The organism is Deinococcus marmoris DSM 12784 (genome assembly GCF_000701405.1).
GTDB classification, from domain to species: Bacteria; Deinococcota; Deinococci; order Deinococcales; family Deinococcaceae; genus Deinococcus; species Deinococcus marmoris.
In genome coordinates this window covers 1-16,434 of sequence record NZ_JNIV01000060.1, presented here as the reverse complement: position 1 = coordinate 16,434, position 16,434 = coordinate 1, and the positions used below count along the sequence as shown (strand labels likewise).

Annotated in this window: 17 protein-coding genes; 15 read left to right on the top strand and 2 right to left on the bottom strand. The window is 54.5% G+C overall.

Annotation, left to right across the window (positions count from 1 at the left end):
* Nucleotides 1–177 precede the first annotated feature (177 nt).
* From Q319_RS0114380 to Q319_RS27195, 7 genes are all read left to right on the top strand, one after another.
* Entirely contained in the window at nucleotides 178–648 is a 471-nt protein-coding gene (locus Q319_RS0114380; protein ID WP_029483178.1) for a hypothetical protein, read from the top strand.
* 91 nt (nucleotides 649–739) lie between these two features.
* Nucleotides 740–1,051 (top strand): hypothetical protein, encoded by a 312-nt coding sequence (locus Q319_RS25615; protein ID WP_156039356.1) that lies wholly within the window; start codon nucleotides 740–742, stop codon nucleotides 1,049–1,051.
* Nucleotides 1,052–1,170: 119 nt separating this feature from the next.
* On the top strand, nucleotides 1,171–1,617 hold the full coding sequence (locus Q319_RS0114370; RefSeq protein ID WP_281173839.1) for a LexA family protein: 447 nt from the start codon (nucleotides 1,171–1,173) through the stop codon (nucleotides 1,615–1,617).
* Between the two features lie 179 nt (nucleotides 1,618–1,796).
* A complete protein-coding gene (locus tag Q319_RS27205; protein WP_156039355.1) occupies nucleotides 1,797–3,137 on the top strand; it encodes a DNA methyltransferase family protein in 1,341 nt (446 codons plus the stop codon).
* Nucleotides 3,134–5,194, top strand: a complete 2,061-nt coding sequence (locus Q319_RS26290; RefSeq protein ID WP_162178658.1) for an ATP-binding protein — start codon at nucleotides 3,134–3,136, stop codon at nucleotides 5,192–5,194. The genes Q319_RS27205 and Q319_RS26290 overlap by 4 nt, the downstream gene beginning before the upstream one ends.
* Before the next feature lie 9 nt (nucleotides 5,195–5,203).
* A complete protein-coding gene (locus Q319_RS27200) occupies nucleotides 5,204–5,968 on the top strand; it encodes a hypothetical protein (RefSeq protein WP_156039354.1) in 765 nt (254 codons plus the stop codon).
* The gene (locus Q319_RS27195) at nucleotides 5,968–6,978 is read left to right on the top strand and encodes a ComEC/Rec2 family competence protein (RefSeq protein ID WP_156039353.1); all 1,011 of its coding nucleotides are present in this window, start codon (nucleotides 5,968–5,970) and stop codon (nucleotides 6,976–6,978) included. The genes Q319_RS27200 and Q319_RS27195 overlap by 1 nt, the downstream gene beginning before the upstream one ends.
* A 412-nt stretch (nucleotides 6,979–7,390) precedes the next feature.
* Here Q319_RS27195 and Q319_RS0114365 read toward each other — a convergent pair whose 3' ends face one another.
* Nucleotides 7,391–7,678 (bottom strand): helix-turn-helix transcriptional regulator, encoded by a 288-nt coding sequence (locus Q319_RS0114365; RefSeq protein ID WP_081846057.1) that lies wholly within the window; start codon nucleotides 7,676–7,678, stop codon nucleotides 7,391–7,393.
* Between the two features lie 125 nt (nucleotides 7,679–7,803).
* Between Q319_RS0114365 and Q319_RS27190 the strand changes: the two genes are divergently transcribed.
* Together Q319_RS27190 and Q319_RS0114355 are read left to right on the top strand one after the other, a co-directional pair.
* Entirely contained in the window at nucleotides 7,804–8,499 is a 696-nt protein-coding gene (locus tag Q319_RS27190; RefSeq protein ID WP_156039352.1) for a hypothetical protein, read from the top strand.
* An 8-nt stretch (nucleotides 8,500–8,507) separates the two neighbouring features.
* Nucleotides 8,508–8,933, top strand: coding sequence for a hypothetical protein (locus Q319_RS0114355; RefSeq protein ID WP_156039351.1), 426 nt, complete (start codon nucleotides 8,508–8,510; stop codon nucleotides 8,931–8,933).
* 35 nt (nucleotides 8,934–8,968) lie between these two features.
* Here Q319_RS0114355 and Q319_RS0114350 read toward each other — a convergent pair whose 3' ends face one another.
* Nucleotides 8,969–9,844: a TniQ family protein gene (locus tag Q319_RS0114350; RefSeq protein WP_029483172.1), complete on the bottom strand. Its 876-nt coding sequence runs from the start codon at nucleotides 9,842–9,844 to the stop codon at nucleotides 8,969–8,971.
* A 262-nt stretch (nucleotides 9,845–10,106) separates the two neighbouring features.
* On the opposite strand from Q319_RS0114350, the gene Q319_RS0114345 reads away from it, so the two are divergent.
* The 6 genes from Q319_RS0114345 to Q319_RS28720 form a co-directional block, all read left to right on the top strand.
* On the top strand, nucleotides 10,107–11,012 hold the full coding sequence (locus Q319_RS0114345) for a MurR/RpiR family transcriptional regulator (protein WP_245619253.1): 906 nt from the start codon (nucleotides 10,107–10,109) through the stop codon (nucleotides 11,010–11,012).
* 42 nt (nucleotides 11,013–11,054) lie between these two features.
* On the top strand, nucleotides 11,055–12,326 hold the full coding sequence (locus Q319_RS0114340; RefSeq protein ID WP_029483170.1) for an ABC transporter substrate-binding protein: 1,272 nt from the start codon (nucleotides 11,055–11,057) through the stop codon (nucleotides 12,324–12,326).
* Between the two features lie 222 nt (nucleotides 12,327–12,548).
* Nucleotides 12,549–13,508, top strand: a complete 960-nt coding sequence (locus Q319_RS0114335; protein WP_051655406.1) for a carbohydrate ABC transporter permease — start codon at nucleotides 12,549–12,551, stop codon at nucleotides 13,506–13,508.
* The gene (locus tag Q319_RS0114330; protein ID WP_029483168.1) at nucleotides 13,505–14,383 is read left to right on the top strand and encodes a carbohydrate ABC transporter permease; all 879 of its coding nucleotides are present in this window, start codon (nucleotides 13,505–13,507) and stop codon (nucleotides 14,381–14,383) included. Before Q319_RS0114335 ends, Q319_RS0114330 begins: the two co-directional genes overlap by 4 nt.
* Nucleotides 14,384–14,456: 73 nt before the next feature.
* On the top strand, nucleotides 14,457–15,920 hold the full coding sequence (gene nagZ, locus Q319_RS0114325) for a beta-N-acetylhexosaminidase (protein WP_029483167.1): 1,464 nt from the start codon (nucleotides 14,457–14,459) through the stop codon (nucleotides 15,918–15,920).
* Between the two features lie 242 nt (nucleotides 15,921–16,162).
* Nucleotides 16,163–16,434: DUF6444 domain-containing protein (locus tag Q319_RS28720; RefSeq protein WP_245619257.1), on the top strand; the 272-nt coding region annotated here is incomplete at its 3' end.

Sequence of the window (16,434 nt, the reverse complement as noted above, 5' to 3'; positions counted from 1 at the left end):
GGGAGCGGGGTATGACTCCAGCTTCGGATAAGTTGAAATCAAAAAAATCACCATTCTGGGGACACCTGACGCTATATGAAGGTGGAATGGGGGCATTTGTGCTACTGCGGAAGTGATAAACCGTGTACAGTGAATTCAGATGATCACTGCCGTTCAACAGTGCGCTGGGGGTGACCGATGATGCAAACAATGCAACCTGGAACTGTCGTGCAAATGGTGACCCAGCTTCCCAACGCAAGCCGTGTAGGCCGGGAAATTAATTACCGACAGCAAAGAGAGCTTGCTGTGCGATTGCGCCTCGACATCCGTAGAAACTGGGCGACGTTCAGCCCAGAAGAAAAGGGGAAACTTATCGCGGCTGCGGAACAGGGTGGGTTCGTCACTAAGCCCTTGAGGGCGCAGCCGCTCCTGATCGCCAAAGGAATAACTTGGCTAATCTGGGCCGCCTACGCTGGGAAGTTGGGTGACTTCATGGCTTTTGGACACGAAGCGACTGCGTTGATGCAAGAGATTTGTTCTCTTGCAGAAGAGGACAATGGGGTTTGGCAGCAGGCCATCGCTGAAGCCGTCCACGAGTCTCTAAATCAACCTGCGGGAGTGACGCTAAAATCGCGTTCTGATGTCCGGTCTTTCCTCCAGTCCCTATGACTTCGAGCCGAGCGCTCCGTTCATACGGAGCGCAAAGGCGCTAAAAAAGAGTTGTAAGGGGAAACTCCAGCAGACCATGCTGGAGAGTCTTTTGACGGATGTGATTGACGCCATCATGGCGGCCCCCAGGCAGATTCAGGGGCATCCTTTGCAGGCGATTGACAAGTTCGTTCAGGAGCCTTGGCCGTCCAAGTATGACCCAGAGGACTGCGAGTTCTGGAAAGCCTATTTCATCCTGCCCTGGGAAAGTGGAGCGCGGCGATTGGGCCGCCTGATGTACATGATTCACGAGCCGACGCAGACTGTCATTGGCGTTCTGGTCTACACCCATGCGGAATACCAGACGCGCCCCAACGACAAATACCTCAAGGGTGTGTTTCGGGAAGCAGACGTTCCCCGTTGATCTTCACCATCTGTCGCGCTTGACGGGATTCTTGGAGCATTACCACCTATCTGCTGGCCCTGCGCGACAAGGGACTGGTCCAGTACGAGGCGGGCAACCGCCAACGCGCTCTGATTCTGTTGACGAACACTGGACGCAGTGACACTGAACTGCGCTTCCCCATCGTCGGCACCGTCACCGCAGGGCAACCCTTGGGGGCTGAGGAACACACTGAGCGCACAATCGCCCGCTTGCAGGACATTCTTGATTTAAAGGAGGGTGACTTCTTCTTGCATGTCCAGGGCGACAGCATGAATAGGGCAGGCATCTACGACGGCGATCTAGTGGCCCTGCGCCCAAGCCAGGTTAAACCCCTCCGGGGTGAAATTGTGCTGGTTCTCCTGCCTCACAAGGGCACCGCGACGCTTAAACGCTGGAACCGGCTAAATGGTGTGGTGTCCCTCCATAGCGAGAATCACGCCCATGAACCCATCATCCTGCCCGCAGCCGACGTGCAGTTTCAAGGGTGCCTGGTGGGGCATATCGGAACGGGGCGGGCCAGGAAGACGCTCCCCCTCCCAAGCTAAAAAGTCGTGACCGATCTAGAGAAAGTCGAGGTGAAATGTATTATTGTGAGGGATCGGAAACTTGGTAAAAAAGTCGTGAGTGTTCGTAGCTCGAATGAGCTTGTGCAGGAACAGTCAACCCGCTATCCTGTAAATATGCGTTCAGCAACGGACATTTGGTATTTCGTCTTGGAGTCTAAGTGCTAAAATCCTTCAAAAACATTGAGCCTCTGGTAGCCAGTATCGAGCGTTTGGCAACCACTCCAGATCAGTTCCTCAAGACTCCGGCCCAGCGGGAGATGGTATCAAACGCGCTGAACGGACAGCTTTCAAAAACCCTACGGGATGTTGTCCCGATCTCGACACTCCACGCTTACGGGGCATTTTTTACCAGCGACTCGATGGCCGACAAGCTCATTGAAGACCTTACAGATGAGCAGATTATGCAAAGCCGTGTGTTTGACGCTTCTTGCGGGGGCGGGAATCTTCTCCTGGCTTATGCTAGACGCCTCCCAGTACAGCGGACACTCAACGCGACTGTCCTCGCGTGGGGAGAGCAAATTTATGGATTTGATATTCAGCCGAGTTTCATACGCTCCACCAGGGCTAGGCTCGTTTTGCTGGCGGCGTACAGGGGGAGTGACCTGTATGGAGATGACTTTTTTGCGGATTCAAGGGAAGTTATGGAACAACCGTTTCCGCATCTCAGGGTATGCGATGCCCTCAATGTTGATTGGCCGCATGCAGAAATCACACTTCTGAATCCTCCTTACAACAGGGTGCAGAGTTTACCAGGATGTACATGGGCCACTGGAAAAGTATCTCAGGCAGCCAATTTTATAGTCAAAGCGTTGGAGAAAAGTAGGCCGGGGGATTTGGTTCATGCAATTCTTCCAGATGTCTTACGCGCTGGAAGCAATTATCGTTCGTGGCGAGAAGAAATATCTCAATCCGCAAGGATAGCTCATATTAATATCCTGGGACAATTTGATGCCGATACAGGTGTTGATGTATTCCGATGTATTTTTGAGCAATCCGCAGAGATCTTGGAAAGACGCTCGTTTTGGCCCTCTAACGTTAATGATATCCATTTGGATATGCAAACCAAGCTGGGAGATTTCTTTGATATTTCTGTTGGCAGAGTTGTGCCTCACCGAGATAAAGAAGTAGGGAAAGAATACCCTTATTTGCACGCTAAGGTCCTGGAACCGTGGGCCGTAATCAGAGCAGACAAAGAATTCAGAAGATTTACTGGCACCACCTCGCAGCCGCCATTTGTCATCATACGTCGTTCCTCTAGATCAAGCGACTCATACCGGGCTGTTGGTACAGTGGTGCGACGGGCAGGCTCAGAGAATACCACTATCGCAGTAGAGAATCACCTACTGATCGTTAGACCAAAGAGCGGACTTTTGAGGGATTGTAAGGAACTGCTTAAACGACTCAAAATGCAACAGACCAACGACTGGCTCAATGAACGCATCAGATGCCGCCATTTGACAGTCGGTTCAGTTCGTGATCTTCCGTGGTGGGATGTGTGACCATTCCAAGCGATAATCAAGGCCATCTGAGATTTGCTCCTGACATCCTGAAACGGCTAGGAGAGGAACTTATCCCCAATCCTGAGCAGGGACTTATTGAACTTGTTAAAAATTCTTACGATGCTGACGCAAACCGTTGTGAAATTTCTTTAACTAAAGTGAGTCGTCGCGGCGGAAGTATAGTGATCAAAGATGATGGGAAAGGCATGACTGTTGATGATATACTCAGCGGCTTTTTCATGATTGGTAGATCAAGAAAAGCTCCAAGAGTTAAGAGAAAAAATGGAAGACTGACAGTTGGGGATAAAGGTCTCGGTAGGCTCGCCGCCCTGCGCTTAGGTTCAAGCACGACGATTATAAGTCGTCCCAAAAGTGAGCCAGGAATAGAACACACAACAACAATTGATTGGGCGCAAATTGATCTAGCCGAGGCCATTGAGGATATCAAACTCTCTATTACGAGTTTACCAACAAAAGACAAATCTGGTACAGAAATATATATCGATCAAATTACAAATCCACTCAACACGGAAGATGTCGCTAGATTAACAAGAGAACTCGTTCTATTGAAAGATCCTTTTGAAACTAGTGATGGATTTGACGTTGTACTAATCAGCAAAGAGTTTCAAGAATATGTTAAACGTGTGAATGAGTCATATTTTGAATTTGCCAATTACCGCCTAGTTGCTTCCGTAGGTAAAAATGGTGAAGGTATAGCGGATGTTTATGATAGTTCTGGACAAATTCTTTTTTCGGACACTATACCTCATGGAAAATCAAAGAAATATAAAATGCCTCCTGCGAAATTTGAGCTATGGGTATGGATTCTTAGCTCAGAGTATTTCAATGAAAAAACAGTAAAACTTCCAGAAATTAGAGAATGGCTTAAGTCGATAGGAGGCGTCCACATATATCACCGGGGGATTAGGGTTCGTCCATATGGAGATCCCGGATTTGATTGGCTCGATATGAATCTTGCGAGAGCTAGAAGACCTGAAGAACGTCCATCTACTAATAATGTCATCGGCAGAGTAATAATTAACGATCCAAAATTGCGTCTTGATCAACCCACGAATAGAATTGGATTCATAGAAAATGAGGTTTTCAATGAAGTGAGGCGCTTCGCTAAAGACAGCTTGGAATGGATGGGTAAGGAACGACTAAAAATAGCTGAGGCACGTAGAGAGAGCGAGAAGAGAAGCGCTCCAGCAGAAAGCAAGAACGCTTTACAGTCACTGAGAGCAGCAGTTAAATCCGCAAGCCAGAAAGATGAAAAACGAAATATAGAAGATGCATTAGAGACTTTCGTAAAAGTAAAGAATAGTGAGATGTATATACTGCAAGATGAATTACAGTTATATAGGTCACTTGCTACAGCAGGAACAACATCGGCAGTTTTCGCCCACGAATCGTCAAAACCGATTACAGTTCTAAAATCTTCCGCCAATACTTTGGAACGCAGAGGTAGGAAAATAGCGGGTGAACGGTATGATGCTCAGTTGAAGGAACCGATAAACCGTATCCGTTCTGTTTCAAACTCCCTTAGCTCATATTCAAAATTTCCTATATTCCATCTCGTAAGGCGGAAACGTAAAATTACTGAGGTAGATTTGAGGGAGACTTGGCAAACTATAGCTGAACTTTTCACACCTTTACTTCAAGAAGCTCAAATTTCTTTCTCTATTGAACCGCCGCAATCTCCATGCATCATCAATGGGAGCATTGCCATGATTGAATCTATTGCAACTAATCTTTTAACGAATTCCATATATGCACTGACTAAAAGGGGTGCGACAATGGTGGAAAGACAGGTTAATGTTAAAATTATTCATCAAGGGACAACCGCGAGAATAATTCACAGCGACAATGGCAGAGGAATACAAAATATCGATATCGAGAAAATCTGGAATCCAGGGGAGACTACATCTAACCAAGGCACCGGCTTTGGCTTAACTATTGTCCGCGACTCAGTGAGTGATCTGAATGGAAGTGTAGCCGTAATTCCGAGTGGATCACTGGGAGGGGCAGAGTTTTTTGTTACCCTCCCAATAAAATGAGGGCGCAAAATGACGAATTTTTCGCAATTTCTACCCGAAACCATTTATATTATAGATGACAATCAGGACACCGCTGGAGATATCAAGGACCAAGTTGAAGATTTAGGCTGTAAACCAATACTTATAACGAGAGGGCATTTTTCAACAACTTCTGAATTAATGGAAGAGATAGAACCGCAGAATGCTGGTATTATTTGTGACCATAGACTACAGCATGGGTCTCTTGCCGATTTCTTCGGATCAGAATTTGTAGCCTTGTCATATTCCCAACGCCTACCGGCACTTCTTTTAACGGAGTATGGCGAACAAGACGTGGACACAACTATACGAAGATATAGGAGGAATATTCCCATATTACTCCAAAGATCAAATGTTGATCTTAAACTAATTGCCGATGGAATGATAAAGTGCATCGAAGAACTCAAAGGTAATATTGAGACAGATCGCAGGCCACACCGTACTTTTGTAAAGGTAACGCATATAGATCGTGAAGGCGAAGATATAGTTGCCGATGTTTTTATTGATAGCTGGAAACCTAAAACAGCAATACGGCTACCCATCTCTCTAATGGGTGATGATGTTGCAGACTATGTGACTTCAAAATTAGTCCGTAATGCCGACCCTCCACTAAGCGTTCGTTTACTTGCAAAGGTAAATTTGGGTGCATCTAATTCATGGGAATTATACTTTGATGAGTTTGAAATTCCCGGTGAACCGCGATCTTCTTTAGAAAGTCTTGTTACCAAGAAGCTTTATGGGAAGGACATCGAATAATGACTCAAATTATCATTATCGATGTTGGACATGGGAATGCCGCAATTATAGAAAGTGACCAAGTTTACGGAGTAATCGATGCTGCCCCAGGATCGGCATTGTTAGATAACTTAGATATAATGGGAGTCAAGGAAATAGAACATGTTTTTTTGTCTCATGCAGATCATGATCATGTAGGCGGTTTGACGTCCATTCTATTAAGCGAAGATTTCTCAGTTAAAAATATACATCTGAATTCTGATTCCACAAAATTAGGGCCACATTATCAAGATCTACTAGCTGCCATTGAAGATAGCGTAGTTCGGAACGATACAAACGTGTATCACCAGTATGCCCAAAAATTACCCATCTGTATGATTGGCTCAATCGCAGTCAACATAATTGCTCCACAAATAAGCACAATACTGTCTGGCGCTGGAGGAAGAACATTAAGTGGAGCAACAATTACCAGTAATAGTCAATCTGCTGTTTATTTAATTTCAGATAAAGGTAAAGATATTGTTTTATTCGGAGGTGATATGGATGATCACTCACTTGATTTTATTGCGCGCACGAGGCAGGATTTGTCAGTACCAGTTTTAGTCTACCCCCATCATGGAGGGCATGTTGGCACTGCGGCAAGAGATATAGCTTTTGCCGAGAAAATTAGTAAATTATTTTCTCCCAAATTTGTTTTATTTTCAACTGGCAGAAGAAAACATAAAAATCCATTAAAAACCGTAGTGGACAAGCTTTTGGAATGTAATTCAGAATTAAGGATTGTATGTACCCAACTGTCTCAAAATTGTTCAGAGAGCGTGCCTATCAGTGGTAATCTACCCCCTGGATATTCAGATCATTTGGAAGAACTACCCTATTCCAGTCGTGCCTCACAGGAATTCTGCGCTGGAACGATCAGGATTGTCTCAACGGGTGAGTCAGTGAAGATTGATAAAATCCATGCCCACTCAGCTTTTGTCAAGTCTTTCGTTGCATCTCCCATGTGTAGAATCTATAGCGAGAAAAATTAGGTATTATCGAGAATCATAAAAAACTGAGTTTAGTAAGAAATGAAAACAAGCTTCTGAAAAATAAGAATTTATTTTTATAGTACGTTTGGAATCGCTAAAAAATTGTAGTATTAGCTTTAAGTATTTAGCATTATTTTTTACAGTGGCTGATAAATCAGTCCAGAATTTTCCTGGACATTGAGGGCAGTGACTTCGTCTGCCCCATCTCATCTGAGGCCGAGCGCCAGTGGGCCTCCAGCGGTTGCTCAGGATGGTGTCCGCCAGCGCCCTCTGGTGAGCGGGCCGCATCGCATGGCTCTAGGAAAGGAATGTCCACCCCTTCGCTGTCATTTGAGCGACTGGAATCCTTCTATTCCGGCCACCCCGGCTCAGCAGTGAGGTGAGCAGATCATGTTCGGCCAGACTGACGGCTTCACTCTTCATTGGGCGAGGGGGAGGCAACGTCTAAGTTCAGTACCTCGCTCGCCTCCATCCCCAGCACTGTGGCAATGCGGTACAGCGTCGAGAGCTTCAGGTCCGCCTTGCCCCGTTCGATCAGACTCATCTGCGTCCTGTAGACCTCTACAGCGTCCGCGAAGGCTTCCTGGCTGTATTTGTCGGCCCGAAGCGCACGAATACGCTGCCCCACCGAGATGCGGAAAGCCAGTTCTTCCGCTGTGGCGACATGGGTATTTCTGCTGCGGCTGGGATGAGACGGCATCCCCCAAGCGTGTCGGGAGGAATGAAATTAAGCTACAGCCGAATAAATACCACTAATTTACATACATAGCCTATACTCAGCGCGGGCGTGAGAAGCGAAAGCTGCGCCCACGGGAGGAGGACCAGATGGACAAGCAGATCGCAGGACACCGCTGGCGATGGCGGTTATGGGGGAAAGGAGTGGGGCAGCGATATTCCGCTATTGGCGTTCTCGCGCTCTGTGGAGCGCTGACAGGCTGCCAGAACAGCAGCGGGCCGAGTGCAGCAACACTGACCCCAGTGGCACAGTTTTTTGCCGATCACGGTGGTCTCTCTCTGGATCAAAAACCTAAGCGCCCGTGCTTACGTGGCGTGACTCTGAACAAGACCGTTCTGGGCGGCCTCTTTGGCGGCGGGTCAGTCACACTTGTGGATTTTATTGAGCAGCAGGGGTTAGCGACGATGACGCGCACCCCAGATGGCACAGGCCGAACAGAAGTCGTCATGACCCCGACGGATAAGTACAAAGCCAACTGGGTGAGCGATGGCGACACCAGCTATTTCTGCTTCGGACGCTTTGCAGTGACCAAAGTAGAACCCGTTGCGGACGCCAAGCCCACCACGGCTGGCAGCAGCGAGCCATATCTGATTCCAGGCACAGCGGCCTATTCCACGCGGGTCACTTATAAGTGGGATGACGTGCCGCAGACTTTGGTGAGCGCTTTGAAGGAGACGCCCATCGTGCTGATCCGTGGCTCGATGTCGCCCGACGAGTATGGGATCGAAAAGACCGTCGTGGCGCTCCTGCCCAGCAAAATTGAAAATATTCAACTGAACCAGTGAGGCCCACCATGAAACAAACCCCTGCGATCCTGTCCCTTGCTCTTGCCCTGGCCTCCTGCGCTCCCGTGGTCACTAGCGCCACACCGACACAAATCACCATGAGCGCGAGTTACACCACCGGCACGCTAAGAGCGGGCGAGGACAGCCCTGTGCTGGCAGCAATTGTGGCAATCGCGCCGACTGCGCCTGTCACGGATAGTAACCGTCAACCCTGGCGAGCAGAAGACATTGAGCGCAACCTCGTGGTCCTGCGCTCACAGCCCCGGACCACCACCACGGCGTTTAGCCTGTCCAATTTTGCCCAGGAAATGAGCTGGAACGTGATTAGCTCTGCGGGGGTCACCACGGTCACAGCCCGGTACAGCAGCGCCTACGCGGCGGCAGCGGATCATATTTTTGCGAAGTTGGACGCGAGATTCAGCCGAGTCAAATAAGAGCAGAAAGGGCGGGGAAATAGGCTTGTCCTGGCCTATTTCCCCAGTCTATGTCCATGATGGAGATGAAGGGCATCGTGAATCTTCTCCGCGACTTCCTCCAGGTATGGGCGAAGAAAATAGTTGTTCGTCGGCAGACTGATTTTCCTCGTTTGCGTCGAGTAAGCAAAAACGAGATGACTGACAGCGTAAATATCTTCAGTCCCACCAACGAGAGTGCCGAGAGCAACGAAACGTCTCTCGGCTCTCCTTCTGCCCTCAAATGGACGCCGCCGCTCATGTCCCCTGTGCAGCTCATCAAAAAATAAGGCGCTTGCCGCATTGCTGTTCGTGATCTCAAAGAAAGCAGCGTGGTCAAGTGACAGGTTGGTGGCTGAACGGTTGATCATCTGCTGGAAACGCGCGGCGGCATCTGGGACGGGAGTTGAGGTCATCATGCTGTAAGGCGTCGCACAGTGATGGCAGCGCAGAAAAACGCCCACTTGATTGAAGAGATACCGCAGCTCCTGTCTGCACGTCGGGCATGTGCCAATCAGCATCAGGGCGTGCTTCTCGCACACATAAGAGTAGATGGTCTTGGTCCAAGAGGGCAGATGGTATAGGGTCTTGAAGCATTCCGGGCAGATGCGGATGGAGTGGGAACGGTGCTTGATGAGTGCTGCGCCGTATAGCCTGCTGAGCGCGTTGTCCTGGTCACGCGGGAAATCGTTCAGACCGATGCCCGACACACGTTCAAGGGCGAGCCAGGTGTTTGCCCAGTCTCTCAAGGAAAAGTCGCTTTGGTGAACTCCTATATGCCTCAAGAGGACGCGGACGGTGCAGTGGTTGGCCTCCGCGAGACGGACGATCCAGGCTTCAGGCAATTCATCCGGCTCAGGTTGCACGCGCCCTGGCAGGGAGAGAGGGAGCATGACCCACTATGGGGCCTGTCGCCAGTCTCATGGCAAATGGCAAACAGTCACCCGCCAGTCTCATGGCAAACGGTAATCTCACCAGAATGGCAAGCCAGTCTCAAAACAAATGGCAAACGACATTTGCGAGAGTCCGTCCTGGATCATTCTGAAAATTATTCTCAGTATTTTCAAAAAGTTGACAAAAATAATTTTCAAGCGTACTGTGACCACACAGCCAAATCCAAACGTTCGAGCTGAACCAGTTGCACCACACGTCGGCATGACCCGGTCAGAGGGGGCCAGCACCATGACCCAGCTTCAATTTCCATTGCCCAGTTCCCCGTCCAGTGGGGCCATCGGGCGCATTCGCCTCCAAGCCCACAGCCTCTCGCCCAGCCTGCGCCGCGTGGCGGAACACGTCATTCAACACGCCGACAGCGCCGTTCATCAGACCATTACCGAGGTGGCCGCCAGCGTGGGCGTGTCCGAGGCGACGATCACCCGGCTGTGCCGCAAGCTGGATTACGCTGGATTTCACGCCTTCAAGATTGCCCTGGCCGCCGATCTGGGCGGACGCGAACAGCGGGGGCGCACGGCGCAGGAACAGGTGGGCGCAGACATGCCCACGGCCACCCAGCGGTTGTTCCAGCAGGCGGCGCGCACGCTGGACGACACCGCCCGCCTGCTCGATCCCGTGATGCTGGAGGACGTGGCCCGGCTGCTGGCCCGCGCCCCCAGGGTGGACCTGACGGGGCAGGGCAACAGCGGCCTGATCGCGCAGTTCTTCGCCCACCGCCTGATGCGGATCGGCATCACCGCCAGCGCGTATACCGACCCACATCTGGCTGCCGTGAGCATCAGCACACTGCCGCGTGGGGGGGTGGTGATCGGCCTGAGCAGTTCAGGCAGCACCATCGACACCGTGCAGCACCTGAAGCTGGCGCAGTCGTGCGGGGTGGCCACCGTGGCGATCACCCACCGGGCCAGCAGCCCGATCACGCGCCACGCCGGCATGGTGCTGTTCACCGCCGCCCAGGAAGATCCTCTCACCGACGCCGTGCTGGACACCCTGACCAGTCAGGTGATGTTGCTGGAAGTGCTGTACGCCGCTGTTCTGGGCCACCGTCCCGAATCCAACGCCATGCTGCGCGTCACTGCCGAAAGTGTCGTGGAAAAAAAGTACTGAAGTCCGTCCATTCGCCCCCTCACTTTCCCAGGAGGAATGCCCATGAAACAGTTCCACAAAACTGCGCTGCTCGCCCTGACCCTCGGCCTCGGCCTGACCGCCGTTTCCGCGCCCGCCGCCGCGCAGGCCCCCACGGAAGTCACGTTCTGGACGTGGTATCTCAGCCCCAAATTCGATCCGTACATCAAGCAGACCATCGCCGCCTTCGAAAAGGCCAACCCCACGATTAAAGTCAAGTGGTTCGACAAGCAGGACAGCATGGTGCAGGACTTTATCGCCAGCGTGAACCTGGGGAGCGCCCCGGACGTGGTGAACCTCAACATCGACGAGACCGGCAAGGCTGCCCAGAACGGTTTTTTACGGAATGTGGACGCGCTGACGCCGCTGGCGAGTCTCAAATCCACCTTCTATCCGCAGACGCTGGCCAACTTCACCATTGGCGGCAAGGTCTACGGCTATCCGTGGTACGGCTCGCTGAATGAGGGCGTGCTGCTGTACAACCCGGACCTGATGGCTAAGGCGGGCGTGAAAGCCCCCAAGAACATGACCGAGCTGCTGAACATGGTCAAGACCATTAAGGACAAGACCGGGGCCTACGCCTGGGTTCCGGCCCTGAAAGATCCGGGCGGCGCGTCGTTCCTGGGCTACTTCTCCTCCGACGGTCTGCCGATCTACAACGCCAAGGGTGAGGCGGCGTTCAACAGCCCGGCGCACGTGGCGATCCTTCAGAAATACGTCGATCTGTTTAAGGGCGGCTATTTCCCCGAGGACGCGCTGCGCAAGGAAGCCTTCCAGCTTGCCACCGAACTGTATGCACAGAACCGCGTCGCCATGATCGTGGGCGGCCCACAGGCACTGAACCGCATCAAGGACACCAACCCCAGCCTGTACGCCAAGACGGTGGTGGCCACCGCGCCGCTGGGCAAGGCCAACACCCAGACCGGCACCAGCATGGGCATGGTCATTCCGCAGGCCAGCAAGCACCCCGCCGAGGCCGCCAAACTGGCCGCGTACTTCACCAACAACGCCAACCAGATTGCGTTCGCCAAGATCGTGCCGATTGTTCCCACCACCGCTGCCGCGCAGAACGATCCGCTGTTCAAGGGGGCGTCCAGCGACCCGATTGCCAAGGCCACCGCCCTGGTGGGCGCGTCGGGCCGCTTTATCAACCCCGGCTTCAAGGCTCCGGGCAACAGCGATGATCTGTACAAGAACTTCAGCGACAACATCGAGGCCGCGCTGCTGGGCAAGAAGACCCCCAAGGCCGCGCTGGACGACTCCGTGAAGTTCTGGAACGCCAACATGAAGAAGTGAGGTTCGGCGGGCGGCTGATCCTGTCCTCAGCCGTCTTCTGAATGCCACAGTCCCCGCCCTGAAATCGACGGGCGGGTTCTTGCTTTTCTGGATAGGACCTTATGCGAGCCTCGTTGCTGAATTTGCCGCCAACCCCGGCCCCGGCTCCGCAGCTCTGCGGGTGACCCACGATGGGAGAGGGAGCGAAGCCCTCGATGACTTTTCACCGAAGGAGGTGATGACATGGCCCGTTCACAGCCACTCGGCATCAAGCCGCCAAAGCCCAATGCCCCGCGCGCCAGATATTCCCTGCGGGACACGCTGTTGTCCTACGGCTTTCTGGCTCCAGCGCTGATTCTGCTGACCCTGTTCACCTTTTATCCGCTGGCTTACGGCTCGTATCTGGGCTTTACCGAGTACGGCGGGGCGCGCTTTGCCCAGGGGCTGGCTCCCAAATGGATCGGGCTGGAGAACTTCCGCACGCTGGCCGCCGATCCGCTGTTCCTGACCGCACTGGGCAACAGCGTCAAATACCTGGTCATCGTGCCCGTGCTGCAACTGGCCTCGCTGTCGGTGGCCGTGCTGGTCAACAAGAACCTGCCCGGTATGGCCTTTTTCCGGGCCGCGTATTACATCCCGGTGGTCACCAGTATCTCGCTGGCCGCCGTGATGTGGGACTGGGTGTACAACAAGGAAGGCACCCTGAACTGGGCGCTGGGCGCGGTCCGCCTCATCCCCGAGGGCAGTTTCTTCGGCTGGCTGAACAACGAGCAGACCGCCTTCTGGGCCGTGATGCTGGTGACCTTCTGGCGCGGCTTCGGCTATTACATGGTGCTGTATCTGGCCGGGCTTCAGGGCATTCCCGCCGAGCTGGAGGAAGCGGCAGTGCTGGACGGCGCGAATTCCTGGAAACGCTTCTGGAGCATCACGGTGCCACTGATGAAACCCACCATCCTGCTGTGCAGCCTGCTGTCCACCATCGCCGCGCTGCGCGTGCTGGAGGAAGTGCTGGTGCTGACCAACGGTGGCCCGCTGAACAGCACGTACACGGCGCTGATGTACGTGTATTCCAAAGCGTTCCAGGGCTTCAACTTCGATTACGGTCTGGCGAGCGCCGCCGGACTGGTGGTGGCGGTGGTGGCGCTGCTGCTGTCGGTGGTCAATTTCCGCCTGTTCCGCGAAAGCGATGGGGGAGAATCATGAGTCTTGTCGTCCGCGCGCCCTCCCAGACCGCCGCGCCGCGCCGCCGCAACGTCAAGCTGGGCCGCATCATCGTGCGCTACGTCTTTCTGATCGCGGTGCTGATCTTCGCGGTCTTTCCCTTTCTGTGGACGCTGGCGATTGCCCTGACCGATAAGACGGCGGGCGGCAGCATCTACAACTTCCCGGCCAGCCTTTTCCCGAAGGCCATCACGTTCCACAACTTTGCAGACGTGTACCGCACCTTCAGCCTGGGCAAATACATCTGGAACAGCGTCTCCATCACGGGCATGACCATCATCGGCACGCTGCTGGTGTCGGCGCTGGCCGCGTATCCACTGGCCCGCTTCCGCTTTCCGGGCAAGGGCATCATCTTCGCCGTGATCATTGCCACCCTCGTGCTGCCCGGCGAGACCACCTTTATCGTCAACACGCTGACCCTCAAGAAGATGGGGCTGCTGGGAACGCACCTGGGCGTGGTCCTGCCCACCGTGGCGGCGGCCTTTGGCATCTTCCTGATGCGTCAGGCGTTTCTGAGCATTCCGCAGGCGCTGCTGGAGGCGGCCCGGCTGGACGGCGCGGGTGAGCTGACCATCCTGACCCGGATCATGTTGCCGCTGAGCGTGCCGTCGCTGGCTGCGCTGGGCATCTTCACGCTGGTGGGCACCTGGAATGCCTATTTCTGGCCCATGCTGGCGCTGTCAGGTGCGCCCGACGCCGTACCGCTGAGCGTGGCGGTGTTGAAGCTCAAGGGCCAGTTCAATTACGATCCCTTCAACATCGCCGCCGGTTCGATCATCATGATGATTCCCGTGCTGCTGGTGTTCCTGGCGGCGCAGAAGCTGTTCATGCGTGGCATGGAAGGAGCGGTGAAATGAGGGCATCCAGGGGTCTGAGGGCCGCAGGGGCGGACGTTTTCTTCCCCTTTTGCCCCGTTCACGGTGGCCTCCAGTGAATCCTGCCCGAACCCTGATCGTGGACCTTCCGGGACCGGACCTGACGCCAGAGCAGGGGCGTTTTCTCGCCCAGCACAGTTTCGGCGGCGTGTGTCTGTTCGCGCGCAACATCACAACGCCTGAGCGCACGGCCCGTCTGGTGGCCGATATCCGCAGCGCACTGGGCCACGACGCCCTTATCGCCACCGATCAGGAAGGTGGGGCGGTGCTGCGGCGGCTGGACGTGCCGCATGCCCCCACGCCACAGGCTCTGGGACGGCTGGGTGACGCCGAAGCGGCGCGCGAGGCCGGGCGGGTGGCGGCCCGTGGCCTGATCGAGCTGGGCATCAACTGGAATTACGCGCCCAGTCTGGATGTCAACGTGGACCCGCTGAATCCGGTGATCGGTGAGCGGTCCTTCGGCGCGGACCCCCGCATGGTGGCCGAACTGGGCGTCGCCTGGGCGCAGGGCAGCGAGGAAATGGGTGTGCTGAGCGCCGTCAAACATTTTCCCGGCCACGGCGACACGCGCACCGACAGCCATCTGGCGTTGCCCGTGGTGGACAAGTCCCGCGCCGAACTGGAGGCGGTGGAGTGGCTGCCCTTCCGCGCCGCCGTCCGGGTGAATCTGGGCAGCATCATGACCGCGCACATTCTGTATCCGCAGATCGACGCCGAACATCCCGCCACCCTCTCGCCCGCGGTGCTGCACGACCTGCTGCGCCGGGAGTGGGGCTACGGCGGCGTGATCGTTACTGACGCGATGGACATGCGGGCGGTGGCGGACCGCTACCCGGACGGACACGGTGCGCCGCTGGCCCTGAGCGCTGGGGCAGACGCCGTGCTGGTCTGTGGTCACGGTGGTCTGGACATTCATATCCAGCATCTGGAGGCGGTCCAGCGTGCCGTTCAGGCGGGTGAACTCTCATCGGCGCGGGTGATGGAAGCGGTAGGACGCCTGGAACAGGCCGCACGGCGCTTTCCTGGACGCCCCAGGGCATATCCATTGGCACAGCAGCAAACCGATGATGCCTGGGCCACTGGCATTGCTCAGCGCAGTCTGCACAGTCTGGGCCACCTGCCCAGATTGGATTCTCAGGGGACGGTGGTGCTGATTGCCCACCGGCAACCGGGACTGGGCGGGCCATACGGCGACAGTCTGGGCGGTCAGGAACTGGCGCAAGCACTGCGGTCCGCTTTTCCGAGGCTACGGTTGGCCCTGCATGACGGTCAGGACCTGTCTGCCGTGACGGCTCTGCTCTCCGAATGTCCAGACGCGGCCATTCTCCTGGCCACCACTGAACGCTGGGAAGTGGGCGAGGCAGTCCGGCAACTGGCGCGGGGCCTGAGTGGACGCCGGGTGGTGCATCTGGCGCTGTGGAATCCCGACGTGGCGGTGGAACTGGAGCTACCAGCGTTGATTACCGATGGTTTTCGCCCGGCACAGTTGCGGGCACTGGTGTCTCGTCTGACCGAGTGACAGAGGGCGGTGGGTGTGCTGGCCCGTCTGGAATAGAACCCTCGAGGACCACCGGCCAGGTTGCTGCGCCCCGGTCAGCAGGTACGCTGACCATACTGCCAAGGAGCCCAGATACCAGGCTGCAACCACAGCCGCGATTTCAAACTTGATACGGATTCCGTTTGGTAACTACTCAGCAGGGGGACTTGCGGAGTGGAATCAGATAGAGTAGGCGCATCAAGAACGCTCTTTGCCCCAATTGCCTGATCCTTCAAGCTCGCCTTGACGAGCTTGAACTGCGATTGCTGACCCTGGAAGCTCGCCTTGCCGCCACAAGCCGAACTTCTAGCCAACCGCCCAGCCAGGACAAACCGTGGGTCCCCAAGAGTGAGCGCCAGAAGAGCAACCGCTCTTCTGGCGGGCAACGTGGCCATCCCGGCAAGACGCTCAAAATGAGTGAGCATCCTGATGAAATCAGGACGCTCCCGGTCACTGGGCAGTGCGGCTGTGGGCAGCCCTGGGACACGGTGGCGGT